We start from the raw sequence: 24,775 nt of genomic DNA on the forward strand, positions 1-24,775 counted from the left end.
CGGGTGGCCCGGTGGTCGGCGTCCCGCCTCTTTCCCTGGTCCCCGCGGGCCGCCGACGGGTGAAACGCCGGTCCGGGGCGCCGAGGATGCGCGGATCTGCGCGCTCTCCGGAGTTCTCCCACGGAACAGGCCCCGCGCTGTCTACGATCTCGGTGACGAGCACACCGACGTCGCGGGGTAGGGGAGGCCCATGAGGGGGCTGGGGGAACTGGAGGCGGCCATCATGGACGCGCTGTGGCGGTCGGACGCACCGCTCTCGGTGCGCCAGGTCCGCGAGAACATGGTCTACGACCGCGACATCGCCTACACGACCGTCATGACGGTCGCGAACATCCTCTTCCACAAGGCTCTGCTGGACCGGGAGAAGTGCGGGCGCGCCTGGGTGTACTGGCCCCGGGAGACGCACGCCGAGTACACCGCGCGGGTGATGGACGAGGTCCTCAACACGGGCCCCGACCCGCGCGCCACGCTGCTCAGCTTCGTGGAGCGCTTCAGCGACGAGGACATGGTGCGCTTCCACCAGATGCTCAGCCAGGTGCGGGGCCGCCGCGGCATCGCCAGCTGACCCCGTTCAGGGCAGGCCGGGCCGGGCACGGCCGTTCCGGGCGGGCCGGGGAGGCGCCGCCTCCCCGGCCCGGGGCTACTCCAGGACCCAGCTGCGCCCCTCGGCCGCCAGCTTCTCGACGAGGGTGGCGCTGTCGTGCTCCTTGGCGAACAGGTGCTCGGGCCGGGTGATCGGCACGATCCACAGCCAGCGCACCGGATCCCCCTGGAAGGAGAGCCCGGAGGTGTCCAGCGGCCGGTGGTCGGGGTGCGCGACCAGGGGGGCGGGGTCCTCCATCAGCAGGACCGCGCCCGCGCCGCCGCGCATCGCCCGGTCCTCGGGGTTGTCCAGCCACTTCACCGTGTGGCCGGTGCCGAACCACGTGACCGCCCGCCAGGGGAACGCGCCGATCCACCGGAAGATCCTGGCGGCCCGGTGGGCGGGCATGGTCGTGGCCAGGGCCAGTTCGACGCGCGCGTGCTGGGAGGTGTTGGCCATGTAGCGGTCCAGGGTGGGCATGCGCTGGCCGCACATCCCGACGGTGGACAGGACCGTGAACGGGCGCTCCGCCGTGGGCGGGCGCTCGGACACGCGGAGCAGGGGCGGGTGCCCGTCGGACACGTCCCAGTAGTGGCCGGGCTCGCCGACGCGGCGGTTGAGGTGGCTCAGGACGGTGCGCTGCACGCTCCGCCACGCCCCCGAGGCCCGGCGCCAGTCCCAGTAGGCCTCGGCGTGCACGACGCGCGGCCACAGCTGGCCGCGCACCGAGTCCAGCTCCCAGGCGTAGGCGCTGCGGCCGATGGCCTCCCGCGCGTAGCCGGGGAGCCCGCTGTCCGCCTCGGCCCAGCCGGGGATGACCGCGAGCAGGCCCTCCTCGTCGACCAGGGCCACGCCGTCGCCCTCCTCGAACCACACCGCGCGCAGGCACGAGGGGTCGAAGCGGGGGCGGCCCTGCGGGTGCTTGGTGTACGCCTCCGGCATGAGGGGCGCCTGGCCCTCGTACAGCCCGCCCGACTCGCTCGTGCGGGGGGCCATCTCGTGGTTGGCCAGCCACACGGGCACCCGGATGCGGCCCCGGGCGTCCAGCAGGTAGGCGGCCGTGGTGTGTGAGTCGCACTCCACCACGACACGGCGGCTCTGGTACGGGCTGATCTCGTCGAGCAGGACGTCGATCCCTGTCACCGGCCCTCCAACGCGCCGATCCCCTGATTGTCGTGGCTGGTGGACGAACTCGTCCGGGCCGTCCACACAGTGCGTAGAATCGACGGTAGTGCCCTGACAGGCGGAGCTGCACCGCAGCCGCGTATAGGTCGTATAACGACCCGAGCCGCTGCCACCCGCGCCGGGCCGAGACCATCGACTCCACCCCTTACGGACTCTCTATGCCCGCCGAGCTCACCTTTGTCGCCCCGCGCCGTGCCAAGCCTCCCCGGCACCTGGCCGACCTCAGCCCCGAGGAGCGGGCCGAGGTCGTCACCGAACTGGGGGAGAAGCCCTTCCGTGCCAAGCAGCTCGCCAAGCACTACTTCGGCGGGCTGGAGTCGGACACCGAAGCGATGACCGACCTGCCGGCGGAGTCCAGGGCACGCCTCGGCGAAGCCCTGCTGCCCACCCTCCTGACGCCCGTCAGGCACGTCACCGCCGACAAGGGGATGACGCGCAAGACCCTGTGGAAGGCGTTCGACGGGGTCCTGTTCGAGTCCGTGCTCATGCGCTACCCGGACCGCGTGACCCTGTGCATCTCCTCACAGGCCGGCTGCGGCATGAACTGCCCGTTCTGCGCCACCGGCCAGGCGGGCCTGACCCGCAACCTGTCCACGGGCGAGATCGTGGAGCAGGTCGTCGCCAGCGCCCGCGACCTGGCGCGCGGCGAGGTCGCCGGGGGGCCGGGTCGGATCAGCAACATCGTGTTCATGGGCATGGGGGAGCCCATGGCCAACTACAAGCGCGTCCTCCAGACGGTGCGCCGCATCACCGACCCCGTGCCCAACGGCATGGGCATCTCCCAGCGCGGCGTGACCGTGTCGACCGTCGGCCTGGTGCCCGCGATCAACAAGCTCATCGACGAGAGGATGCAGGTCCGCCTCGCGATCTCCCTGCACGCCCCCGACGACGAGCTGCGGGACGAGCTGGTGCCGATCAACACCCGCTGGAAGGTCGGGGAGGTCCTGGACGCCGCCTGGCGCTACGCCGGGACCACCGGCCGCCGGGTCTCCATCGAGTACGCGCTCATCAAGGACATCAACGACCAGGCGTGGCGGGCCGACCTGCTCGGCAAGCTCCTCAAGGGCCACCTGGTGCACGTCAACCTCATCCCGCTCAACCCCACCCCCGGTTCCAAGTGGACGGCCTCGCGGCCGGAGGACGAGCGCGAGTTCGTCCGGCGGCTCCAGGCGCACGGGGTGTCGGTCACGGTCCGCGACACGCGCGGACAGGAGATCGACGGGGCCTGCGGGCAGCTCGCGGCGGCCGAGAACTGACCGGGGCCGGGCCCGGGGGCGGCAGGTGATCGAGACAGCGCTGGCCTTCGCGGTCGCCCTCGTCTCCGGGGCCGTCCCGGTGATCAACATCGAGATCTACCTGGTGGGCGCCGTCGTCGCCATGGACGACGGCGCCCTCGTCGCGATGGCCGTCGCCGCGGGGCTGGGGCAGACACTCGGCAAACTTCCCTACTTCTACGTGGGGCGGGGCACGATCGCCGTGCCGTGGATGCGCCGCAAGGCGCAGACCCCGGGCAAGTGGGCGGAGCGCGCCGAGGGATGGCGGCGCAAGGCGGAGGCGCGACCCGCCTGGGGCGCGGGGCTGGTGGCCCTGAGCTCCTTCGCCAGCGTCCCGCCGTTCGTGGTGGTGTCGGTGCTGGCCGGGGTGGTGCGCATGAACGTCGTGCTGTTCTCCGCGGTCACCTTCGCCACCCGCACCGCGCGGTTCCTCGTCGTGGTGTTCGCCCCCGCCTGGGCGATGTCCTTCCTGCCCTGATCCGGGCCGGGGTCAGGCGGTCGCCGGGGCCCACCCCCGCAGCCCGCCGGTCGCACTGCGGGCCGCCCCCGCACCACCGTCCCGCTCACACCCGGGGGGCGGGCCACCGTGTCCGCCCACCGGGACGGGCAGCCGCGGCATCGTCTCGAACGCCCTCAGGCCCATGACCCGGCCGTCCGGGTCGAGCAGCCCGCCGAACACCGAGACGAGCACGCCGTACGCGAGCCATGCCCACCCCAGGGGGGCCAGGCGCGGCGCCGCGCCCACGAGGAGCGCGGTCAGGGCGACGTCGCCGGAGCCCTCCCCCCTCCGGGGGCCGGACACAGGCCCATCACGCTGAACACGTGTTCAGGCGCTCGGCAAGGGCGTCGCGCACCCGCGTCCGCCGCCGGGCCGGGCCGGGCGGGGAAGCGGTCGTACACTCGGGTCACGGCGCCCCCGGGCGCCCCCACAACCACGAGGAGAGGTCCATGGTGCAGGTCGCGGTCGCCCAGTTCGCCCCCGGGCGGGACAAGGCGGAGAACCAGCGCTCGGTGGCGCGGCTGACCGCGCGCGCCGCCGCGGAGGGGGCGCGCGTGGTCCTCTTCCCCGAGTACGCGATGTTCACGGCGTCGCGCATGGACCACCGCTACGTCGAGGCGGCCGAGCCCCTGGACGGCCCCTTCGTCTCGTCGGCCGCGGACACCGCCCGCCGGGAGGGCGTGCACGTCGTCCTGGGCGTCAACGAGGCGGGGGAGGACCCGGAGCGTTTCACGAACACCCTGGTGGCCCTCTCCCCGGGCGGGGACCGGGTGGCGCGCTACCGCAAGATCCACCTGTACGACGCGTTCGGCGCGAGGGAGTCGGACGTGCTGAGGCCCGGGCCCGTCGAGGAGCCGGAGACCTTCGCCGTGGACGGCGTGGTGTTCGGACTCCAGACCTGCTACGACCTGCGCTTCCCCGAGGTGACGCGGCGGATCGTCGACGCGGGGGCTCACGTGGTGCTGCTGGCGGCGCAGTGGGTCCCCGGCCCCCTGAAGGAGGAGCACTGGCGGACGCTGGCCCGCGCCCGTGCCGTCGAGAACACCGTGTACGTCGCCGCGTCCGGCCAGGCGGCCCCGACGGGATCGGGCAACAGCATGGTGGTCGACCCGATGGGGACCCCCGTCGCGGCCCTGGGGGAGCAGTCCTTCGCGATCGCCACGGCCCAGGTTTCGGCCGACAGGGTCGAGGAAGTGCGGGGGATCAATCCCGCGCTGTCACTGCGCCGTTTCTCGGTCTGCGAGCGTCCTTCGGGCTGAAGGGCGCGCTGCGAGTCCGTTGTAGATATCAGACAAAGGGTATGAACATGCAGTTGATGACAGGGGTCTTCCCAGACTTGATCACTTAGGGTTATGATCTCCCTGCACGGAGTGATTTAGTTCGGTCCGGACCCTTCCAGGCGCCCAGCGCTTCTGATTCAATAAAGAGCCGGTAACTATCGGCCCGCCAGACTGTCCTAAACCACGGGGGGAGCAAGGACATTGCGCGGAACGAGCACGATGTGCGATCCAGACACGCTGCCTGACGACTCACACGACACCTACGTCTACGACCCGGGATCGCTGAGCGGGGCGCAGTGCACGGGGGATGCCTGCGTCGTCTGCCACGCCAAGTGGCCGCGGCCCCGCAAGGTCCTCGGGGAGCTGCCGGACGGAAGCCGCGTCTTCGGTTGTGAGGAGTGTGCGGGGATCATCGGCGTCGATCCGGGGATACCCGCCGGTGAACGGCTGTTCGCGGTGCGGTAGGAGCGGCAGGACGGTCGCGCTCCGGGTCCAGGGGGAGAGACGGACCCGGAGCGCTTCCGCTGACGCGCCCGCTTCCATCGGGGAGGAGGGGAAATGAGCGCGTCTATCCCGGATGGTCTCCTGTGACGGCCGACGCCGCCGAACACGCCCCGTGAGGGGCGTCCGGGGACAACGATACTCCGTGTCGTCCCCCGTCGACCGTCAGTGAGAGACATCCGTCCGGTATTTCCCCGAACTCGGACTAGCCGTTGGTGGGGAACCCCAGGTCGACGCCGCCGGAGGGCCGCCGCCCCGGGTCGGTCCAGCGCGCCGTGACCGCCTTCGTGCGGGTGTAGAAGTGGACACCCTCCGTGCCGTGCGCGTGGGAGTCGCCGAAGAGCGACTGCTTCCATCCGCCGAACGAGTAGTAGGCCACCGGCACGGGGATCGGGACGTTGATCCCGACCATGCCGACCTGGACCTCGTTCTGGAACCGGCGCGCGGCGCCGCCGTCGTTGGTGAAGACCGCGGTCCCGTTGCCGTACGGGTTGGCGTTGACCAGCCCCACCGCCTCGTCGTAGTCGCGCACGCGCAGCACGCTCAGCACCGGGCCGAAGATCTCGTCCCGGTAGCAGGCCATCTCCGGGCCGACGCGGTCGAGCAGAGAGGGACCCAGCCAGAAGCCGCCGGGGTCCCCGTCCGGGACCGGGTGCAAACGGCCGTCGATGGCCAGGGTCGCGCCCTCCCGGACCCCCGACTCCAGGTACGAGGCGACCTTGTCGCGGTGCTCCCGCGTGACCAGCGGGCCCATGTCGCTGCGGTCGTCGTCGCCGGGACCGACCCTCAGCCGGGACACCCGCTCGCGGATCCTCTCGACCAGCCCGTCCGCCACGGAGTCGACCACGGCCACCGCCGAGACGGCCATGCAGCGCTCGCCCGCCGAGCCGAAACCGGCCGACACCGCCGAGTCCGCCGCCAGGTCCAGGTCGGCGTCGGGCAGCACCACCATGTGGTTCTTGGCCCCGCCCAGCGCCTGCACGCGCTTGCCGTGCCCGGCGGCGGTCCGGTAGACGTACCGGGCGATCGGGGTGGAGCCCACGAAGCTGACCGCGGCCACGCCGGGGTGCTCCAGGACGGCGTCCACCGCCTCCTTGTCGCCGTGCACGACGTTGAACACCCCGGCGGGCAGCCCCGCGTCGGCCCACAGCCCGGCCAGCAGCACGGCCGCCGACGGGTCCTTCTCGCTGGGCTTGAGCACGAACGTGTTGCCGCAGGCGATGGCGATCGGGAACATCCACATCGGCACCATGGCGGGGAAGTTGAACGGGGTGATCCCGGCGACCACGCCGAGCGGCTGGAGGATCGAGTAGGAGTCCACGCCGGTGGACACGTTCTCGGAGTAGCCGCCCTTGAGCAGGTGCGGGATGCCGCAGGCGAAGTCCACGACCTCCAGTCCGCGGGCCACCTCTCCCCGGGCGTCGGAGAACACCTTGCCGTGCTCGGCGCTGATCAGCTCCGCGAGGCGGTCCTGGTCGCGGGCCAGGAGTTCGCGGAAGCGGAACAGGATCTGCACGCGCCGGGAGAGCGGGGTGTCCCGCCATCCCGGGAAGGCCTCCCGCGCGGCGGCGACCGCCGCGTCGACCTCCCCGGCCCCGGCCAGGTCGACCGTGCCCGACACCCGGCCGGACGCCGGGTCGTGGATGTCGCCCCGTCGCCCGGCGGCCCCCTCGTGGGCGCGCCCGCCGATCCAGTGGGTGACGTGCTTGCTCATGTGATCCCTCTCCTCGTCCACAGGCGTTGTCCACAGGTGCGGGGACGCGGGCGTGCGCGGAGGGGGCCGGGGAATCCCCTGAATGGGGGACCCGCAGTCACACCGGCCCCTCCGGCACACCGGGCCCCGCGGGGGCCTCAGGCCCCGTCGTTCACGGCGTGCACCGCGTCCAGCAGCACGTCGCGGCCCTCCACGGCCTCCTCCTGCGACAGCGTCAGGGGCGGGGCCATCCGCAGCACGTTGCCGTGCACGCCCCCCTTGCCCACCAGCAGCCCCCGCTCCCGGGTCTCCTCCTGGACCCGTCCGGCCAGCGCCGGCGCCGGGGCGCCCGTGGCGGGGTCGGACATCTCCACGGCGAACATCAGCCCCTTGCCGCGCACGTCCTTCACGCTCGGCAGGGCGGTCAGCGCCTTCAGCCCCTCCATGATCAGGGAGCCCTGCCGCCGCGCGTTCCCCTGGAGGTCGTGCTCCAGCACGTAGTCCAGGGTCGCCCCCGCGGCCGCCATCGCCACCGGGTTGCCGCCGAAGGTGGCCACGCCCAGCGCGCCCAGCCGGTCCATCAGGTCGCCGCGTGCCACGACACCGCCCACCGCGAAGCCGTTGCCCAGCCCCTTGGCGAAGGTCATGGCGTCCGGGGTCACCCCGTGGTTGCCGATGCCGAAGAAGCTCGTCCCCGTCCGGCCCCACCCCGTCTGCACCTCGTCGGACACGAACAGGATGCCGTGCTCGTCCAGCACCTCCTTGTACGCGGCGTACAGGCCGTCCGGCGGCATCGCGAACCCGCCCACGCCCTGGATCGGCTCGGCGATCAGGCACGCCACGCCGGGCGCGGCCGTGTCCAGGACGTCGCGCAGGTCGGCGACGCACGCCTCGACGTACTCGCGGTCCGACATCCCCCGGAAGGCGGGAGCGGCGTGGTCGGTGCCGTGCAGGTAGTGCACGTTCAGCGGTGACAGGGAGGAGTTCTTCCACGCACGGTTGCCGGTCACCGCCACGGTGCCGAAGGAGCGCCCGTGGTAGCTGCCGCGCATCGCCAGCACCTCGTCGCTCCCCCGCGCGAACGTGGCCAGCAGCAGGGCGGTCTCGTTGGCCTCGGTGCCCGAGTTGGTGAAGAAGACCTTCGCGTCCGGGATGCCCGACAGGCCCGCGATCCTCTCCGCCAGCTCGACCTGGTTGCGGATCAGGTACAGCGTGGAGGTGTGCACGACCCCCTTGGCGATCTGGCGCTCGACGGCCTCCCGGACCTCGGCCACGTCGTAGCCGAGCATGTTGGTCACGATGCCGGTGAAGAAGTCCAGGTACGTGTTGCCGTCGGCGTCCGTGACACGGGCGCCCTTGCCGCTGGTGATCTCCAGCGGGGAGTCGTAGTAGAGGGGCAGCCAGGAGGGCATGACCGCGCGGTGGCGCGAGAGAAGTTCCGACATGGCTCCAGTCTCGCCCGCTCCCACCCGGATGGCCAGGATCACCGTGTTGACAACATGGTGGCCGGGTTTACGCTCTGTCAAGGACGGTCGGAGGCGCTCCGACCCGGGGACGTGTGTCCGCGGCGCGGACACCGTGTAAGGACGGGCGGCCCAGCGCCGACACTGCGTCCGGGGCGGTCTCCTAGAATGGGCCGGTGCTCCCCACCCTCGCCGAGGTCCTCCGGCTCCCCGCCCTGCGACGTGCCCGCCCCCGGGTCGTGGTCGGGGCCGAACTGCTCGACGACGTGGCCGTGCGCTGGGTCCACATCGCCGAGGTCACCGACCTCGCCCACCTGCTCCGGGGCGGTGAGCTGGTGCTCAGCACCGGCATCGCCCTGCCCGACGACCCCGAGGCCCTCCGCCGCTACATCGACGACCTCGCCGCCGTGGGCGTCAGCGGCATCGCGGTCGAGCTCGGGCGCAAGTACCACGCCGAGCTGCCCCCCGCCTTCCTCGACGCCGCCCGCGACGCCGGGGTGCCGGTCGTCCTGCTGGACCGCGAGGCCAGGTTCGTCGAGATCACCGAGGCCGTGCACATCCGCGTCGTGAACGAGCAGCTGGAGGAGTTGCGCGAGTCCGAGAAGCTGCACTCGGTGTTCACCCAGCTGTCGGTGGAGGGCGCCGACGCCGGCCGCATCCTGCACGAGGTGGCCCAGCTGTCCGGCTGCCCCGTGGTCCTGGAGAACCTCACCCACCAGGTGCTGGCCTGCGACCTCAACGGCGAGGACCCCGGCACCCTGCTCACCTCCTGGGAGAGCCGCTCGCGCGCCGTCCGCTCGGGTTCGCGCACCGTCCACGTGCCCGCCACCGGGTGGCTGGTCACCACGGTCGGGGCGCGCGGGCAGGACTGGGGGAGGCTGATCCTCGTCGCCGGGGCCGGCCCCACCCCGCGCCAGAGCATGCTCATCGAACGCGCCGCCACCACCCTGGCCCTGGGCCGGCTGCTCGAACGCCAGGAGGAGAGCCTGGAGCGGCAGACGCACCGGACGATCATCGCGGGCATCATCGACCGCGCCTACTCCGACCCGGAGGAGGCGCTGGTCCGGGCCCGGGCCGTGGGCGTCCCGCTCAACGGACGCGAGCTCGTGGGGGTGGTGCTGCGCCTGCGCGAGAGCGGGACCGGCCTCGCCGCCCAGGCCCGGCTGTCCGACACGGCGGAGGGGGCCGCGCGCGCGTGCCGCGAACTGCGCCTGCCCGCCCTGGTCGGCTCGCTGGACGACCTGCGCGTGGGGATCCTGCTCGCCCTGCCCGGCAGGCAGCGGCTCGACCCGACCCTGTACATGCTCTCCGAGCGGGTGCGGGGAGCGATCGGGGACGCGGCCGTGCTGGCCGTGGGCTCCTCCGTCGACGGCATCCGGGAGGTGCGGCGCTCCTTCCTGGAGGCGCGCCAGGTCGGGGACGTGGCCGTCCGCCAGAGCGACGACCGGCCCTTCTACCGGCTGCCCGACCTCCACCTGCGCGGCCTGCTCCACCTGTTCCGGGACGACGAGCGGTTGCAGACCTACGTCGAGCGCGAGCTGGGCCCCCTCCTGGACCACGACGCCCGGCACGGGAGCGACCTCACCGACATGCTCCGCCACTACCTCGGCGCCGGCCGCAACAAGGCGCTGGCGGCGAACCGCGCCCACCTGTCCCGCCCCGCGTTCTACGACCGGCTGCGGCGCGTCTCCCACGTCCTCGAAGCGAACCTGGACTCGGTGGAGACCTGCGTGTCCCTGCACGTGGCGCTCCTGTCGCTGGACTCGGTGCGCGACGAGCGCTGAGGCCCCGGGAACGCGGCGGCGCCGGGCCCCGCGGGGCCCGGCGCCGCCGGGGACCGGTCAGAGGCGGTCGAACGCCTCGGCCAGGATGTCCAGACCCTCGTGCAGGAGGTCGTCGCCGATGACCAGCGGCGGCAGCATGCGGATCACGTTGCCGTAGGTGCCCGCGCTCAGCAGGATCAGCCCCTGGGAGTGGCAGTGCGCCAGGACCTTGGCGAGCGCCTCGGGGGCGGGGGCCTTGTCCTCGCCCTCGACCAGTTCGATCGCGATCATCGCGCCGCGGCCGCGCACGTCGCCGATCACGTCGTGCCGGGAGGCCAGCTCGCGCAGGCGCCCCAGCATCAGCTCGCCGATCTCCCGGGCGCGTCCGACCAGGTCGTCGGATGCGATCGCGTCGAGCGCCGCCAGTGCCGCCGCGCACGCGGCGGGGTTGCCGCCGTAGGTGCCGCCGAGGCCCCCGCTGTGCACGGCGTCCATGAGCTCGGCGCGGCCGGTCACCGCGGCCAGCGGGAGGCCGCCCGCGATGCCCTTGGCCGTCGTGATCAGGTCCGGGACGACGCCCTCGTGGTCGCAGGCGAACATGTCGCCGGTGCGCGCGAAGCCGGTCTGCACCTCGTCCGCGACGAACACGATCCCGTTGGCGCGGCAGAACTCGGCCACCGCGGGCAGGAAGCCCGGCGCCGGCTCGATGAAACCGCCCTCGCCCTGGATCGGCTCGATCACCACGGCCGCGACGTTGCGGGCGCCGATCTGCTTGGTGATCTGCTCGACGACCATGGCGGCGGCCTCGGGGCCGCAGTTCTCCGGACCGGTCGGCCAGCGGTACGGGTAGGCCATGGGCATGCGGTGGATCTCGCCCGCGAACGGCCCGAAGCCCTGCTTGTAGGGCATGTTCTTCGCGGTCAGCCCCATGGTGAGGTTGGTGCGGCCGTGGTAGGCGTGGTCGAACACCACGACGGCCTGGCGGCCGGTCGCGCTGCGGGCGATCTTCACCGCGTTCTCGACGGCCTCGGCCCCGGAGTTGAGGAGGACGGACCGCTTCTCGTGGTCCCCCGGGGTGATCCGGTTGAGGGCCTCGCACACGTCCACGTACGCCTCGTACGGGTTCACCATGAAACAGGTGTGGGTGAACCGGGCGAGCTGCTCGGCGGCGCGCTCCACCACCCGGGGGTCGGCGTTGCCGACGTTGGTCACGGCGATGCCGGACCCGAAGTCGATGAGCGCGTTGCCGTCGACGTCCTCGACGATGCCGCCGCCCGCGCGCTCGACGTAGACGGGCAGGACGCTGCCGACGCCCTGGGCGACGGCCGAGCTGCGGCGCTCCTGGACGGCGCGGGACTTGGGGCCGGGGATCTCGGTGACGATCCGTCGGGACTGGACGACCTGGGTCGCTGCCATGCGGCTGCCTCCTTCTGCGGTGGGCACGGGGTGGAACGGATGCGGGCCGGCCGGGGGTGGGCTCCCCGACTCGCCTGACACTAGGACGGCCGGGGCGGAGCGTGCATGGACACAGTGGATAATCGGTGGAGGGCCTTGCGCCACTGCGGCGGGGTTCGGACGACGGACACGTCTGGAGGGAGACAGGGATGCCCCCGACTCTGGGAGCCCTGCTGCGGACGCCGCACCTGCGGCTGAGCCTGCTCGCGGGACAGGAGAACCAGGACCGGCGCGTGGAGTGGGTCGCCGTCAGCGAGCTGGAGGACCCCACCCCCTACCTGGAGGGCGGCGAGCTCCTCCTCACCACCGGTGTGCGCTGGGCGGGCGGGGTCCCCGACCTGCGCGACTACACGCGGCGCCTGGCCGAGCGCGGGATCACCGCGCTGGGCTTCGCCGTCGGCGTGGTCCTGGAGGAGACCCCCGAACAGCTCCGCGGGGCCGCGGACGAGTACGGGCTCGCCCTGGTCGAGGTCGGCAGGGAGACCCCCTTCATCGCGGTCGGCAAGGAGGTCTCCCGCCTCCTGGCCAAGGAGGAGTACGAAGGCCTCAGCCGGGCCTTCGCCGCGCAGCGGGGGCTCACCCGCGCCGCCCTCACGGGGGCTCCGGCGATCGTGGACCTCCTGGCCCGCGACCTCGGGGCCTGGGTGCTGCTGCTGTCCGCGGACGGCTCGGTCCGCCACGCGGCGCCCGCGTCGGCGGCCGGACGCGCGGCGGGCCTGGGGCCCGAGCTCGACCGGCTGCGGGACGCGGGCGTGCGCGCAAGCGTGTCCCTGACCTCCCTCGGGGAGCAGGTGTCCGCCCAACCCCTGGCGACGGGCCGCCAGGTCCGCGGCTTCCTGGTCGTGGGCACCGGCGGCGTGCTGGGCCCCGACGAGCGCACCCTGGTCAATGCCGCGGTGTCGCTGCTCTCCCTGGAGCTGGAGCGCACCGCGCACAGCCGTACCGCGCGGGTGCACGAGGGGGTGCTCGCCGCCCTGCTCACCGGAGCGCTGGACCCGCTCCACCCGGGGGCGGAGCGGCTCCGGGGGACGCTTCCGGCCCCTCCGGTCGTGGTGGCCGCCGCCGGAGGGGTCGGTCCGGCGCACCCGCCCGAGGGGGTCCTGGTCACCGAGGTCGGCGGGAACGCGCTGCTGCTGGCGGGCTCGGAGATCGGCGAGGACGTGCTCCGGGAGGTCCTGGAGGGGCCGGTGGGGGTGAGCGACCCGGCGGCCTACGGCGACCTCGCCCCGGCGCTCTCCCAGGCGGAGCGCGCGCTGGAGGCCGCCGCCGCGCAGGGCCCCGGGGAGCGGATCGTCCGTGTCGGCGACCTGCCCGGCGGGCTGCTCGGCCTGGCGGACAGCCCCGCCGGGGCGCGCATGGCCGGCGACCTGCTCGCGCCGCTCCTCCGGGAGCGGGCCGCCGCCGAGCTCCTCGCCTCGCTGCGCGCCTACCTCGCCGCGTCGGGCCGCTGGGACGCGGCCGCGGAGGCCCTCGGCGTCCACCGCCACACGCTCCGCTACCGGATGAACCGCATCCGCGAGCTGCTCCCCGGCGACCTGGACGATCCCGACCACCGCGCCGAGCTCTGGATCGCCCTCCGCCTCCGCGGCGTTCCCGGCCGGTAGGCCGGGCCGGCGCCGCGCACGGTGAAAATCGGGCGGGTTCCCGCGTTCCCGGGATCCGGGGTTGCTCCATCCTCCACAATGGACCCCGATAGCAGCGTGTAACCGCTTGGTCACGCGGGCGGGGTGCGGGGGGCGACGTGAGGTCACTACGGGACGACGCGCAGGAGATCGGCGAGGGGGTCGGTCCGGGAAGGGTGACGGGGATCCCAGGCGCCGCCCCCGCCCAGGGACCGGCCGGCCGGACGGGGGTCGGCGCCGCCTCGCTCCGCTGGAAGCCGCCCATCGACCGCTCCGAGGTGCGCTCCCTCCTCGCCTACCTGCGCGCCTGCGTGCGCCGCGAGGCCGTGCACACCCACGCCGTCAGAGCCGACAGCCTCGACTCCGACACCTGTGCCTGCCTTCCGGAGGGACCCGAGGTCCTGTTCAGCGGGGCGGGGGAGACCCTCCCGCCCCACCCGGAGGCCGCCAGGGTCCTGCGCCTGGGCCGGCGCCGGGGGCAGGCGCTGCGCTACGGGTACCCGCTCGTCGTCCTCCGCGAGGGCGGGAACCGGGTCGCGCTGCCCCTGCTGACCGTCGACGTGCGGGTCGTGGACGACGCCGACGAGAGCCGCCGCGAACCGGATGTTCCCCTGGTCAGGGCCGTGGGGCCGCCCGACGTCAACACCGGCCTCCTGACACGCCTGGGCATCACCGACCCCGAGGACCTGTTCGAGCTCCGCGCGCGGCTGAGGTCCGGCGCCCCCGACCCCGCGCGCCGCCCCGCCGCGGTCGCCGACCTCGCCGCCAAGGTCCGGGGCCTCCTCGCCCGCCTGGAGATCGAGCGGGTCGACGACATCGACCCCCTCGCCACCCGCGGCGCCCCGCGCACCGTCGAGGGAGGGGCGCACAACGTCGCCGTGGTCTTCCTGGCCGGGCCCAGCGGGCAGGCCGAGGCCGAGGGCGCCGAACCCGGGACGGTCGAGGGCGTCCTCGCCGACCTCGATCCCTCCGACCGCGCCGGCCTCGACCCCGACGCCGTCACCGGGACCGCGCTGGAGCCCCTGCTCGGGCAGCCGTCCGCCGGGCGCGGGGCCGGGCCCGACCCCGCCGATTCCCCGGGGCGGCTCTTCAGGGGAGGGCGGGCCGCCGCCCGCCGCGCCGCCCGCGACACCGCGGAGGCGGACGGCGCGGACGACGCCGCCGTCCCGGTCTCCGCCACCCCGCTCGACCAGGCCCAGTACGCGATCCTGCGCGCCGCCATGAGCGAGCAGATCACCGTGGCCGCCGCCCCGCCCGGGAGCGGCGCCCACGACCTGGTGGACGCCATCGTCCGCACCGCCGTCAGCAACGGCCAGCGCGTCCTGGTCTGCGGGAGGACGGAGACCGACATCGACGAGACCGCGGCCAGGGCCGACGCCTCTCCCTCGCACCCCGTGGTGCGCGTCGGCGGACGCGGGCACCGCGCCGGAGAGGCCCGCATGCTCACCAGGCTCCTCGCCGAGCAGGCCGGCGGCCCGCCAGCCTCCGGTCCCGGCTCCGCCGGGGAGGACCCCGCCGCCCACTGGGCCGCCCTCGCCGAGGACTGGGCCCGGGTCCGCGGGGCCTGGCGGGACATGGACACCATGGCCTCCGGCGGGCACGCCCTCGCCCAGCTCGCGGAGGAGCGCGGACGCGGCATCGCCCGGGGCTGGGACCCCGACGCCCTCTTCACCCCCGAGCGCGGGGGGCCCGAGTACTGGCTGCACCGGACCGAGCGCGCCCGTGCGGGCGGTTTCGTCGGCTTCCAGCACCGCGGCGCCATCCGCCGCGAACTGGGCGTCAGCACCGACCCCGACAACCTCGACCGCCTGGGCGCGGTCGCCCGGATGGAGAGCGAGTGGCGCTCCGCCGTCGACCGGCGCACCCGGTGCGCGCCCCTGGGGGAGCTCACCTCCGAGCTGGCCGACGCACTCGCCCGGCACCGCAGGTCCAGCGCCGACTGCCTGCGGTCCGTCTCCGGGCCCCGCCTGCGGCGCGGCCGGGCGGCCGTCGAGAACCGGCTGGAGACCCTCGACTGGCACCACGGGAACGGCTGGCCCGGGGTCGCCAGCCTGTTGGACGCCCTGCCCGCGTGGACCTGCCGCACCGACCAGGTCAGGGCCCTGCCGCCGCAGGCGGGCCTGTTCGACCTGGTCGTCGTCCTCGGCGCGGAGCGCACCCGGGTCGCCGAGCTGCTGCCGGCGCTCTACAGGGCCGGCCGGGCCGTGGTGTTCGGGGACCCGGCGCACCCCGGGCCGACCACGGTCCTGGAGCCCGACGAGGAGCGCCGGGCCCTGGCCGCCGCGGGCCTGGCGCCCGACCGGCTGGACGCCCGCGGGCTGCGCCACGGGTCGGGTTCGGCGATGCGCGCCCTCCACCGGGCCGCACCGGCCATGCTGTGGCTGGACGAACACCACGGCGCCCCGCCCCTGCTCGCCGGGGCCGCGTCCCGGCACTGCTACGGCGGAAGGATCGTGGTGCGCACCGACCCCGACCCGCGCTGCGGCCCGCCGTTCGAGTGGCGCGACGTCGCCGGATCCTGCGAGGCGGTGCCGGGCGCGTCCTTCGTCAACCGCGACGAGGCGTACCGCGTGGCGGTGGTGGTGGGGGAGGTCGACGACCGCCTGCCCCCGGGGCGGGTGGTCGCGGTGGTCGCGCCGACCCAGCCCCAGGTCGCCCTGATCCGCCGACTGCTGAGCCGGCGCGTCCTGCTGCACGAGGTGAGGGTCGGCGGGCCGGAACTCCTGGACAGCGACCGTGCCGCCGCGGACGTCACCGTGCTCTCACCGGTGCTCGCCGCCGGCGCGCCCGCGGCGGCCGAGCGCCGGGTCCGCGGTATGGGCCACCTGTGGTCCTCGGTGCTCACCCGGACCCGGCAGCGGCTCCTCGTGGTGGGCGACCGGGGGTACTGGTCGGGGGACGACGGCCCGCTGGGCGACCTGGACGCCATGGTCACGGGCACCTGCGTGGTCGGCGCGGACCCGGCCGCCACCGTGCTGGTGGAGGAGCTGCGGGCCGTCGGCACGGGGGTCGCGCTCCATCAGACCGTGGAGGGGTGGACGGTCGACATGGTGGTCCGGTTCGGCTCGCGCCGCCTGCTGCTCCTGCTCGACCGCGAGCCCGACGGCAGGGCCCTGCGCCACCTGCTGGCCAGGGGAGAGGCACTCAACCGGGCGACCGGGGACCCCGTGGTGGTGGTTCCGGCCTGGCGCTGCCTGGCCGACCCCGGCGCCCTCGTCGGGGAGATCCTCGCCGCCTGCTGACCGGCCCCGGGCGGCCTGCGCGCCGCACTACCCTGGGACGGAACGCCCGGAACGCGGAGGATCCGCGTGCCCGCCGGGCGGAGGGGAGAGGGGAACACCGGTGCCCGAGGGTCACACGCTGCACCGACTGGCGGCGCACTTCGAGAAGGCCTTCGGCGGCGGGACGGTACGCGCCACCAGCCCCCAGGGCCGCTTCGCGGAGGGCGCCGCGCGGGTGGACGGCCGCGTCCTCACGGAGAGCGAGGCCCACGGCAAGCACCTCTTCCTCGGGTTCGACTCGGGTGAGTGGCTGCGGGTGCACCTGGGCCTGTACGGGGCGTGGACCTTCGGCGACGCGGACGGCGAGCGCCACCTCGGCGCGCCCCGCGCGCGGGGCGCCGACCTCGCCCCCCTCGTCCGGGACGGGGACGGGCTGGTCGTGCCGCCGGCCCCCGTCGGCGCGGTGCGCGCCCGGCTCGTCAACGCCTCCGGGTGGGCCGACCTGCGCGGCCCCTCCGCCTGCGAGGTCGTCACGGAGGACGAGAAGCAGGCCGTCCAGGACCGGCTCGGCCCCGACCCCCTGCGCGACGACGCCGACCCCGAACGGGCCTGGCGGACGGTCAGCCGTTCCAGGACCAGCATCGCGGCGCTGCTCATGCGCCAGGACGTCATCGCCGGGATCGGCAACATCTACCGGGCCGAGTCGCTCTTCAGGGCGGGGATCGACCCGGCGACGCCGGGCCGCGAACTGACCGCCGGGCAGTGGGCGGCGCTGTGGGAGGACCTCGCCGGCCTGCTCCGCGACGGGGTGCGCGACGGCTACATCATCACCACCCGCCCCGAGGACCGGCCCGATCCCGACGCGCGTCCCGTGCCCAGGCCGGACACGCTGTACGTCTGCTACCGGACCGGCGAGCCGTGCCGCGTGTGCTCCTCGCCCGTCGCCGCGTCCGAGCTGGCCGGACGCACCCTCTACTGGTGCCCGGGGTGTCAGCGGGGCTGAGCCGCCCCCCGTCCCGGCCGTCGAGGGGATCTGGACGCCGACAGGCCATGCAGTACACTCCCTAGCCGTCTGCTTAACCGGTTCAGTTTCTGTGATCAGGGGGGCGAATGGGGGGGTTGATGCGGCGTCCGACGATCGTGGACATCGCCAAGGCCGCCGGGGTGTCCAAGGGGGCGGTCTCGTACGCGCTCAACGGGCGGCCCGGGGTCTCCGAGGAGACCCGTCGGCGCATCCTGGCGATCGCCAGCGACATGGGCTGGGCCCCGAGCAGCCCCGCGCGGGCGCTCTCGCCGGGCGGCCGGATAGGGGCGATCGGCCTGGTGGTCGACCGCCCGGCGCACTCGCTGGGGCTCGAGCCCTTCTTCATGCAGCTGGTCTCCGGCATCGAGACGGAACTGGCCTCCTCCAACAACGACCTGCTCCTCCAGGTCACCGAGGACATGGGCGCCGAGACCGCGGCCTACCGGCGCTGGTCGGCGGAGCGCCGGGTCGACGGCGTGATCATGGTCGACCTGCGGGTGGACGACCCCCGGATCGGCCTCGTGGAGGGCCTGCCGCTGCCCGCGGTCGTCCTGGGCGGCCCCGAGGGGGCGGGCTCGCTCCCGTGCCTCTACACCGACGACTCCGTGGCCATGCGCGAGGTCGTGCACTACCTGGCGGCGCTGGGGCACCGGCGCATCGTGCGGGTGGCGGGCCCGGAGGAGTTCCTGCACACCAGGGCGCGGACCGCGGCGTTCCTGGACGCGGCGGAGCAGGCGGGCCTGGCGGAGGCGTACTCGGTGCACGCCGACTACACCGGCGAGGCCGGGACGCGGACCACGCGCAGGCTGCTGGCGCGGACGGACCGCCCGACCGCCCTGGTCTACGACAACGACCTCATGGCCGTGGCCGGCCTCGGCGTGGCGCGGGAGATGGGGGTCGGCGTGCCCTCCCAGCTGTCGATCGTGGCGTGGGACGACTCCGTCCTGTGCCGCCTGGTGCGGCCCTCGCTGACCGCCATCGCCCGCGACATCGTCTCCTACGGCCGCCTCGCGGCGGCCATGCTCGGCGACGCGATCGAGGGCAGGCCGGTGCGCAACCAGGAGACCTCGCGGGGCGAGCTGTACCCGCGGGCGAGCACGGGCCCCATGGGGGCGTGACGGTGCGGCGCGGCCGACCGTCGTCCGAGAGCCGGTGAACGCCTGTGCGGAACCGGTTCAGTAGGGGTGAATTTACTGACGTACCCGCATCTTCGCTGTTACAAGCGAATAACAGCGAAGTGTCGGGGATTGACGGCCTTCCCGTGGGCGTGTTGTTGTTAACCTCACTTACCCGGTTCAGCAACGGTCCTGTGCTCCCTCTGCTGGGAGCGCTCCCAACCCTCCGGTTCCCGGAGGGGCGCCCCCCACAGGCCGACCGGGTGACAAGGAGGAGTCCGGATGAGAAGTCTGCGGATTCCGGCGGCACTCGCGGCACTGGCCATCACGGCCACTGCGTGCACGGGTGGCGGCGGGAACGAGGAGGGCTCCGGGGAGTACCCCCGGAGCGAGACGCTGTACACCACGGGTACGGCATGGGGTCCGCCGGTCAGCTGGAACCCGCTCATGAAGGGCCAGTACGCGCCCGGCACGATCGGTCTGGCCTACGAGACGCTCTTCCTGTACGACCCCAACGAGGGCGAGTACGTCCCCTGGCTCGCGGAGAGCGACGAGTGGACCGCGGAGAACGTCCACGAGATCACCCTCCGCGAGGGGATCACCTGGTCGGACGGCGAGCCCCTGGTCGCCGAGGACGTCGTCGCCACCCTGGAGCTGGGCCAGTTCGGCTCCGTCTCCTACAGCAACATCTGGAACTTCATCGAGAGCGCCGAGGCCACCGACGAGCGCACGGTGACCGTCACCTTCGCGGAGAACCGCCCCCAGGAGTGGATGAACTGGGTCTACCTCAACCCGATCCTCCCCGCCCACATCTGGGCCGACATGGAGGAGACGGCGCTCACGGACAGCGCCAACGAGGACATCGTCGCCACCGGCCCCTACGTCTACGAGTCGCACACCGACGACCGGATGGTCTGGGAGCGCAACGACGAGTGGTGGGGCACCGAGGCGCTCGACCTGGAGATGCAGCCCCGCTACATCGTGGACATCGTCAACGCCTCCAACGAGGTGACGATGAACATGATCAACCAGGGGGACATCGACCTCTCGAACAACTTCCTGCCGGGGATCGACCAGGTCCTCAACAGCAACCCCAACGTCACCAGCTTCTACGACGGTCCGCCGTACATGAAGAGCGCGAACACCGCGTGGCTGGTCCCCAACGTCACGCGCGCGCCGCTCGACGACACGGCCTTCCGCCAGGCGATCGCCCACGCCATCGACATGGAGCAGATCATCTCCGGCCCCTACACGGACCTGGTCCAGGCGGCCAGCCCGACGGGCCTGCTGCCCGAGTGGGACGAGTACATCGACCAGGAGCTGGTCGAGCAGGAGGGCTTCACCTTCGACGCCGATGAGGCCGTCGCGATCCTCGAGGACGCCGGCTACATGGACGAGGACGGCGACGGCTACGTCGAGACGCCCGACGGCGAGCCCATCGCCCTCACCCTGCAGGTCCCCTCCGGCTGGACCGACTGGATGGAGGCGGCCCGCCTGATCGCCCAGCAGGCCCAGGCGGTCGGCATCAACATCGAGGCCCAGTTCCCCGAAGAGGACCTGCTGGTCGAGAACCGGAACTCCGGCGAGTTCGACCTGGTGATCAACAACGAGCGCCAGATGAGCAACACGCCGTGGACCTACTACGACTACCTCTTCCAGCTGCCGATCAACGATCAGCAGACCACCGTCAACTTCGGCCGGTACGAGAACGAGGAGGTGTGGCAGCTCGTCGAGCAGCTGGCCGCCGTCCCCGCCGACGACGTGGAGGGCGCGGCCGAGATCACCTCGCAGATCCAGGAGATCCAGCTGGCCGAGCTCCCGGCCATCCCGCTCTGGTACAACGGCCTCTGGTCGCAGTCCACGAACGAGACCTGGACCAACTGGCCCAGCGAGCAGGAGGGCGCTCCGCAGAGCGCCGCGACGTTCTGGAACGGCTGGCTCGAGATGGGCGCCATCTACACCCTCGCGGAGATCGAACCGGTCGGCTAGGGGGTACGCGGACACTCTCCTCCGCGCACCCGTCGACCCCTCCCACCCCGGCCGGAGCACGGCGTACGCGCCCGGCCGGGGAGCCCCGAGGGGCACGGGGCGGACCCCTTCCCCTTCCAGGGTCCGCCGCCGTGCCCCTCCGGGGACCCCCGCCTGTCCGCCGCCATCACCTGGAGGAACGTGTGTGGCGCTACATCGGCCGTAAGCTCTTCGTCTACCTGCTTACGTTCGTCATCGCGGTCACCATCAACTGGATGATCCCGCGCTTCATGCCGGGCGACCCCGTCCGCAGCATGCTCGCGCGGGCCTCGGTCGGCAACCCCGAGGCCCTCGAGCGCATGACCACCTACTACAACGAGGTCTTCGGCCTCGACACGCCGCTGTACCAGCAGTACTTCAGCTTCTGGAGCGGGCTGTTCCGGGGCGACCTGGGCGTCAGCGTGATGCTCTACCCCGAACCCGTCACCGACGTCATCATGCGCTCGGTGCCCTACACCCTGGCCGTGCTGCTCCCCGCGATCCTGCTCAGCTGGATCGTCGGCAACCGCTTCGGGGCCTTCGCAGCCCGGAGCAAGATCCTCGACAACACGATCCTGCCGCTCGGGTACGTCCTCACCGCCACGCCCTACATGTGGCTGGCACTGCTGCTCGCCTGGAGCCTGGGCGTCGTCGCCGGGGTCTTCCCGGTCTCGGGCGGGTACAGCATCTCCCTCCGCCCCGAGTTCAGCTGGCTGTTCATCTCCGACCTGATCAGCCACTGGTTCCTGCCGTTCCTGTCCATGTTCGTCGTGGCGCTGGGCGGCTGGGCGATCGGCATGCGGAACATGATCATCTACGAGCTGGAGGCGGACTACTCGAACTACCTCCAGGCACTCGGCGCGCCGCGCAGGCTGGTTCGCAAGTACGCCTTCCGCAACGCGATGCTGCCCCAGATCACCGGGCTCGCGGTGCAGCTGGGCACGATCATCGCCGGATCGCTGCTCACCGAGATCGTGTTCAACTACCCCGGCCTCGGCACCCTCATCATCCAGTCGCTGAACAGCCGGGACTTCTTCCTGCTCCAGGGGATCTTCCTGTTCGTGGTCGTCGGGGTGCTGATCGCCAACTTCATCATCGACATCGTGTACGTCCTGGTTGACCCGCGCACCCGGGTCCAGATGACGGGAGGCTCGTCATGACCAACGTCGCCGGGGCGCCCGGAGCCCAGTCCGCAGCCGAACCCGCGGCTCCGCGCAAGGGCTCCGAGACACTGCACTACGCCCGCCGCAACCCCAAGCTGCTCATCGGCCTGGGCATCGTCCTCGCGTTCCTCATGCTCGGCCTCATCGGCCCGCTCTTCGTCGACCACGGGCCCAACGAGTACGTCGGCCCCCAGAGCCAGCCCCCCAGCGGCGAGTTCTGGCTGGGCACCACCTCCTTCGGCCAGGACATCTGGGCGCAGTTCGTGTTCGGGATCCGCACCACGTTCCTCATCGGCGTGTTCGGCGGCGGCATCGCGTTCGTCATCGGCACGGCGGTCGGCTTCATCGCCGGCTACAAGGGCGGGATCGTCGACGAGATCCTCAACATGCTCACGAACGTGGTCCTGGTCCTGCCCGCGATGGTCGTGCTGATCGTCGCGATCGCCTACCTGGACGCGCGCGGCGTGTTCGTGCAGGGCCTGTTCATCGGCCTCACCTCCTGGCCGTGGGCCGCGCGCGCGGTCCGCTCGCAGGCGCTGACGCTGGCCACCCGCGACTACGTGGACCTGGCCCGCCTCAGCGGCCGGCGCACGGGGAAGATCATCACCACCGAGATCGCCCCGAACATGAGCTCCTACCTGGTGATGTCCTTCATCCTGCTGTTCGGCGGCGCCATCCTCATCGCCGCGGGCCTCGACTTCATCGGGCTCGGCCCCTCGGACGGGGTGTCCCTCGGCCTGATGCTGGAGAGCGCCGTCGCGTGGAGCGCCCTGCAATTCGGGATGTGGTGGTGGTTCGTCCCGCCGGGCCTCGGCATCACGGTGATCGTGAGCTCGCTGTACATCCTCAACGTCGGGTTGGACGAAGTCTTCAACCCCAAGCTGCGGGAGCTGTAATGACCCTGCGCGTCAACGACCTGAAGGTCTACTACCAGACCCTGCGCGGGGACGTCCACGCCCTCGACGGAGTCACGTTCGACCTCGCCGACGGCGAGATCATGGGCCTGGCGGGGGAGTCCGGCTGCGGCAAGACCACCCTCGGCAAGAGCCTGATCCGGCTGGACTCGCGGATGCGCCACGTCGGCGGCACCATCGACCTGGACGGCAAGGACGTGCCGATCGCGGACGACGACGCGATGGTGCCCCTCCGCTACCACGAGATCTCGCTCATCCCGCAGTATGCGATGAGCGCGCTCAACCCCACCCGCAAGATCGGGCGGATGGTCAACGAGCTGCTGCGCTCGCGCGGCGTCCGTCCGGCCGACATCTCCCAGGAGCTCACCCGGCGCCTGGAGCTCGTCGGACTCGACGCGGACGTGCTGAACCGGTTCCCGATCGAGCTGTCGGGCGGCATGAAGCAGCGCGTCGTCATGGTGATGGCCACGCTGCTCAACCCGTCGCTGCTCATCGCCGACGAGGTCACCTCCGCGCTGGACGTGTCCACGCAGCGGTCGGTCGCCGAGTCGCTCGTGGAGTTCCGCGACCGCGAGTACGTCAAGAGCATGGTGTTCGTGACCCACGACATCTCGCTCGTGTACCAGATGGCCGACACGATCATGGTGATGTACGCGGGCCGCATCGCGGAGAAGGCCCCCGCGAAGACCATCATCAACGCGCCGCGCCACCCCTACACCCAGATGCTCATCTCGGCTCTCCCCGAGGTCGGCTCGACCATGGAGCAGGGGCGCCTGGAGGGCATCCCCGGGACGCCGCCCGGCCTGCTGAACCCGCCGACCGGCTGCCGGTTCAAGGACCGCTGCCCGATGGCCTTCTCCAAGTGCTCCGAACAGCCGCCGCTGCTGGAGATCGAACCCGGCCACTGGGCCGCCTGCTGGAAGACGGGGTGAGGTAGACCGTGCTGGAACTCAGCCATGTGCACAAGGTGTACCGGGTCGGCGCGTTCGGCGGCGGCCGCCTGCGCGCGGTGCGCGACGTCAGCCTGACGGTGGAGCCCGGCGAGGTCGTCTCGCTCATCGGTGAGAGCGGCAGCGGCAAGAGCACCCTCGGCAAGATGGTGCTCGGCCTGAGCAGGCCGACCGGCGGCACGATCACGTTCGACGGCACCGACATCACCACCATCCGGGGCCACTCCGCGCGCAAGGAGTACTACCGCAGGGTGCAGGGGGTCTTCCAGGACCCGTTCAGCTGCTTCAACCCGATCTTCAAGGCCGATCGCGTCTTCGAGATGATCAGGACCTCCTACTTCCCGGAGGTCTCGGACGCGGACTGGCGGGACCGGGTCCTGGCCGCGCTGGCCACGGTCCGGCTGGACCCGGGCAACGTCCTGGGCAAGTACCCCCACCAGCTCAGCGGCGGCCAGTTGCAGCGGGTGCTGATCGCGCGGGCGCTGCTCCTGGACATCAAGCTGCTGGTGGCCGACGAGATCATCAGCATGCTGGACGCGTCCACGCGCATCGACGTGCTCAACCTGCTCAGCGACCTCAAGGAGCGCGGGCTCGGCATCCTGTTCGTGACCCACGACCTGTCGCTCGGCAACTACGTCAGCGACAAGTCGGTGATCCTGCGCAAGGGCGCCGTCGCGGAGATGGGCCCCACGCTCAGGGTGTTCGAGAACCCCCTCCACCCCTACAGCCGCCACCTCCTCTCGTGCGTGCCGCAGCTGCACCGCACCTGGGCGGAGGTCGACGCGGAGCTGGCGGCGGACCCGCCGGAGGACGTCGTCCTCCCGGTGGCGGCGGACGAGGAGTCCGCTCCGCTGATCGAGGTGGAGGAGGGCCACTTCGTCGGGATCGACCAGGGGTAGCCCGTGCGCGCCGCCACGCCGCCCCGGACCGGGAGGGTCCGGGGCGGCGCGCGTGGTGGGGGCGGCCGGGCACGCGCGCCGCTCCCACCGGCGCCGCGGGGTTCTTCGGCCGCCGCCGAGTCCGTCGGCCGAAAACGGAATTCACCTACGAAACCAGTGGGGAT

Annotated in this window: 20 protein-coding genes; 15 read left to right on the forward strand and 5 right to left on the reverse strand. The window is 72.7% G+C overall.

Annotated elements, in window-relative coordinates; genetic code table 11:
* Nucleotides 1–190 precede the first annotated feature (190 nt).
* Nucleotides 191–565, forward strand: a complete 375-nt coding sequence (locus ACQPYD_RS05455; protein ID WP_330157451.1) for a BlaI/MecI/CopY family transcriptional regulator — start codon at nt 191–193, stop codon at nt 563–565.
* A gap of 75 nt (nt 566–640) precedes the next feature.
* Here ACQPYD_RS05455 and ACQPYD_RS05460 read toward each other — a convergent pair whose 3' ends face one another.
* The gene (locus tag ACQPYD_RS05460; RefSeq protein WP_267948369.1) at nt 641–1,726 is read right to left on the reverse strand and encodes a suppressor of fused domain protein; all 1,086 of its coding nucleotides are present in this window, start codon (nt 1,724–1,726) and stop codon (nt 641–643) included.
* A 200-nt stretch (nt 1,727–1,926) separates the two neighbouring features.
* Here ACQPYD_RS05460 and rlmN point away from each other — a divergent pair, with 200 nt between their 5' ends.
* Nucleotides 1,927–3,024, forward strand: a complete 1,098-nt coding sequence (gene rlmN, locus ACQPYD_RS05465; protein ID WP_267948370.1) for a 23S rRNA (adenine(2503)-C(2))-methyltransferase RlmN — start codon at nt 1,927–1,929, stop codon at nt 3,022–3,024.
* Nucleotides 3,025–3,049: 25 nt separating this feature from the next.
* A complete protein-coding gene (locus ACQPYD_RS05470) occupies nt 3,050–3,520 on the forward strand; it encodes a hypothetical protein (protein ID WP_433700035.1) in 471 nt (156 codons plus the stop codon).
* Nucleotides 3,521–3,532: 12 nt separating this feature from the next.
* On the opposite strand, the gene ACQPYD_RS05475 is transcribed toward ACQPYD_RS05470, so the two are convergent.
* Nucleotides 3,533–3,844 (reverse strand): hypothetical protein, encoded by a 312-nt coding sequence (locus ACQPYD_RS05475; RefSeq protein ID WP_433700036.1) that lies wholly within the window; start codon nt 3,842–3,844, stop codon nt 3,533–3,535.
* 146 nt (nt 3,845–3,990) lie between these two features.
* On the opposite strand from ACQPYD_RS05475, the gene ACQPYD_RS05480 reads away from it, so the two are divergent.
* Together ACQPYD_RS05480 and ACQPYD_RS05485 are read left to right on the forward strand one after the other, a co-directional pair.
* On the forward strand, nt 3,991–4,800 hold the full coding sequence (locus tag ACQPYD_RS05480) for a carbon-nitrogen hydrolase family protein (RefSeq protein ID WP_433700037.1): 810 nt from the start codon (nt 3,991–3,993) through the stop codon (nt 4,798–4,800).
* A 240-nt stretch (nt 4,801–5,040) separates the two neighbouring features.
* A complete protein-coding gene (locus ACQPYD_RS05485; RefSeq protein WP_433700038.1) occupies nt 5,041–5,286 on the forward strand; it encodes a hypothetical protein in 246 nt (81 codons plus the stop codon).
* Between the two features lie 241 nt (nt 5,287–5,527).
* Here the strand turns inward: ACQPYD_RS05485 and ACQPYD_RS05490 are convergent, their stop codons facing one another.
* Complete coding sequence (locus ACQPYD_RS05490; RefSeq protein WP_433700039.1) at nt 5,528–7,036, reverse strand: CoA-acylating methylmalonate-semialdehyde dehydrogenase; 1,509 nt, start codon at nt 7,034–7,036, stop codon at nt 5,528–5,530.
* 137 nt (nt 7,037–7,173) lie between these two features.
* A complete protein-coding gene (locus ACQPYD_RS05495; protein WP_433700040.1) occupies nt 7,174–8,460 on the reverse strand; it encodes an aspartate aminotransferase family protein in 1,287 nt (428 codons plus the stop codon).
* 194 nt (nt 8,461–8,654) lie between these two features.
* Between ACQPYD_RS05495 and ACQPYD_RS05500 the strand changes: the two genes are divergently transcribed.
* Nucleotides 8,655–10,262: a PucR family transcriptional regulator gene (locus ACQPYD_RS05500; RefSeq protein WP_433700041.1), complete on the forward strand. Its 1,608-nt coding sequence runs from the start codon at nt 8,655–8,657 to the stop codon at nt 10,260–10,262.
* A gap of 57 nt (nt 10,263–10,319) precedes the next feature.
* On the opposite strand, the gene gabT is transcribed toward ACQPYD_RS05500, so the two are convergent.
* Nucleotides 10,320–11,657 carry a 4-aminobutyrate--2-oxoglutarate transaminase gene (gene gabT / locus ACQPYD_RS05505; RefSeq protein WP_433700042.1) on the reverse strand — a complete coding sequence of 446 codons (1,338 nt, stop codon included), beginning with the start codon at nt 11,655–11,657 and terminating at the stop codon, nt 10,320–10,322.
* A 188-nt stretch (nt 11,658–11,845) separates the two neighbouring features.
* On the opposite strand from gabT, the gene ACQPYD_RS05510 reads away from it, so the two are divergent.
* The 9 genes from ACQPYD_RS05510 (at nt 11,846) to ACQPYD_RS05550 (ending at nt 24,611) form a co-directional block, all read left to right on the forward strand.
* A complete protein-coding gene (locus ACQPYD_RS05510; RefSeq protein WP_433700043.1) occupies nt 11,846–13,300 on the forward strand; it encodes a PucR family transcriptional regulator in 1,455 nt (484 codons plus the stop codon).
* Nucleotides 13,301–13,437: 137 nt separating this feature from the next.
* Complete coding sequence (locus ACQPYD_RS05515; RefSeq protein ID WP_433700045.1) at nt 13,438–16,560, forward strand: DNA helicase; 3,123 nt, start codon at nt 13,438–13,440, stop codon at nt 16,558–16,560.
* A gap of 100 nt (nt 16,561–16,660) precedes the next feature.
* Nucleotides 16,661–17,542: an Fpg/Nei family DNA glycosylase gene (locus ACQPYD_RS05520; RefSeq protein WP_267948381.1), complete on the forward strand. Its 882-nt coding sequence runs from the start codon at nt 16,661–16,663 to the stop codon at nt 17,540–17,542.
* 119 nt (nt 17,543–17,661) lie between these two features.
* Entirely contained in the window at nt 17,662–18,681 is a 1,020-nt protein-coding gene (locus ACQPYD_RS05525) for a LacI family DNA-binding transcriptional regulator (protein ID WP_433700047.1), read from the forward strand.
* Between the two features lie 279 nt (nt 18,682–18,960).
* Nucleotides 18,961–20,667 (forward strand): ABC transporter substrate-binding protein, encoded by a 1,707-nt coding sequence (locus ACQPYD_RS05530; protein ID WP_433700048.1) that lies wholly within the window; start codon nt 18,961–18,963, stop codon nt 20,665–20,667.
* 182 nt (nt 20,668–20,849) lie between these two features.
* Nucleotides 20,850–21,845: an ABC transporter permease gene (locus ACQPYD_RS05535; protein WP_433700050.1), complete on the forward strand. Its 996-nt coding sequence runs from the start codon at nt 20,850–20,852 to the stop codon at nt 21,843–21,845.
* Complete coding sequence (locus ACQPYD_RS05540; RefSeq protein WP_433700052.1) at nt 21,842–22,744, forward strand: ABC transporter permease; 903 nt, start codon at nt 21,842–21,844, stop codon at nt 22,742–22,744. The genes ACQPYD_RS05535 and ACQPYD_RS05540 overlap by 4 nt, the downstream gene beginning before the upstream one ends.
* Complete coding sequence (locus ACQPYD_RS05545) at nt 22,744–23,694, forward strand: ABC transporter ATP-binding protein (protein ID WP_433700053.1); 951 nt, start codon at nt 22,744–22,746, stop codon at nt 23,692–23,694. The genes ACQPYD_RS05540 and ACQPYD_RS05545 overlap by 1 nt, the downstream gene beginning before the upstream one ends.
* Nucleotides 23,695–23,702: 8 nt before the next feature.
* Complete coding sequence (locus tag ACQPYD_RS05550) at nt 23,703–24,611, forward strand: ABC transporter ATP-binding protein (RefSeq protein WP_433700054.1); 909 nt, start codon at nt 23,703–23,705, stop codon at nt 24,609–24,611.
* The last annotated feature ends 164 nt before the right edge of the window (nt 24,612–24,775 follow it).

Source organism: Nocardiopsis sp. CA-288880 (genome assembly GCF_050955985.1).
Lineage (GTDB): Bacteria > Actinomycetota > Actinomycetes > Streptosporangiales > Streptosporangiaceae > Nocardiopsis > Nocardiopsis tropica.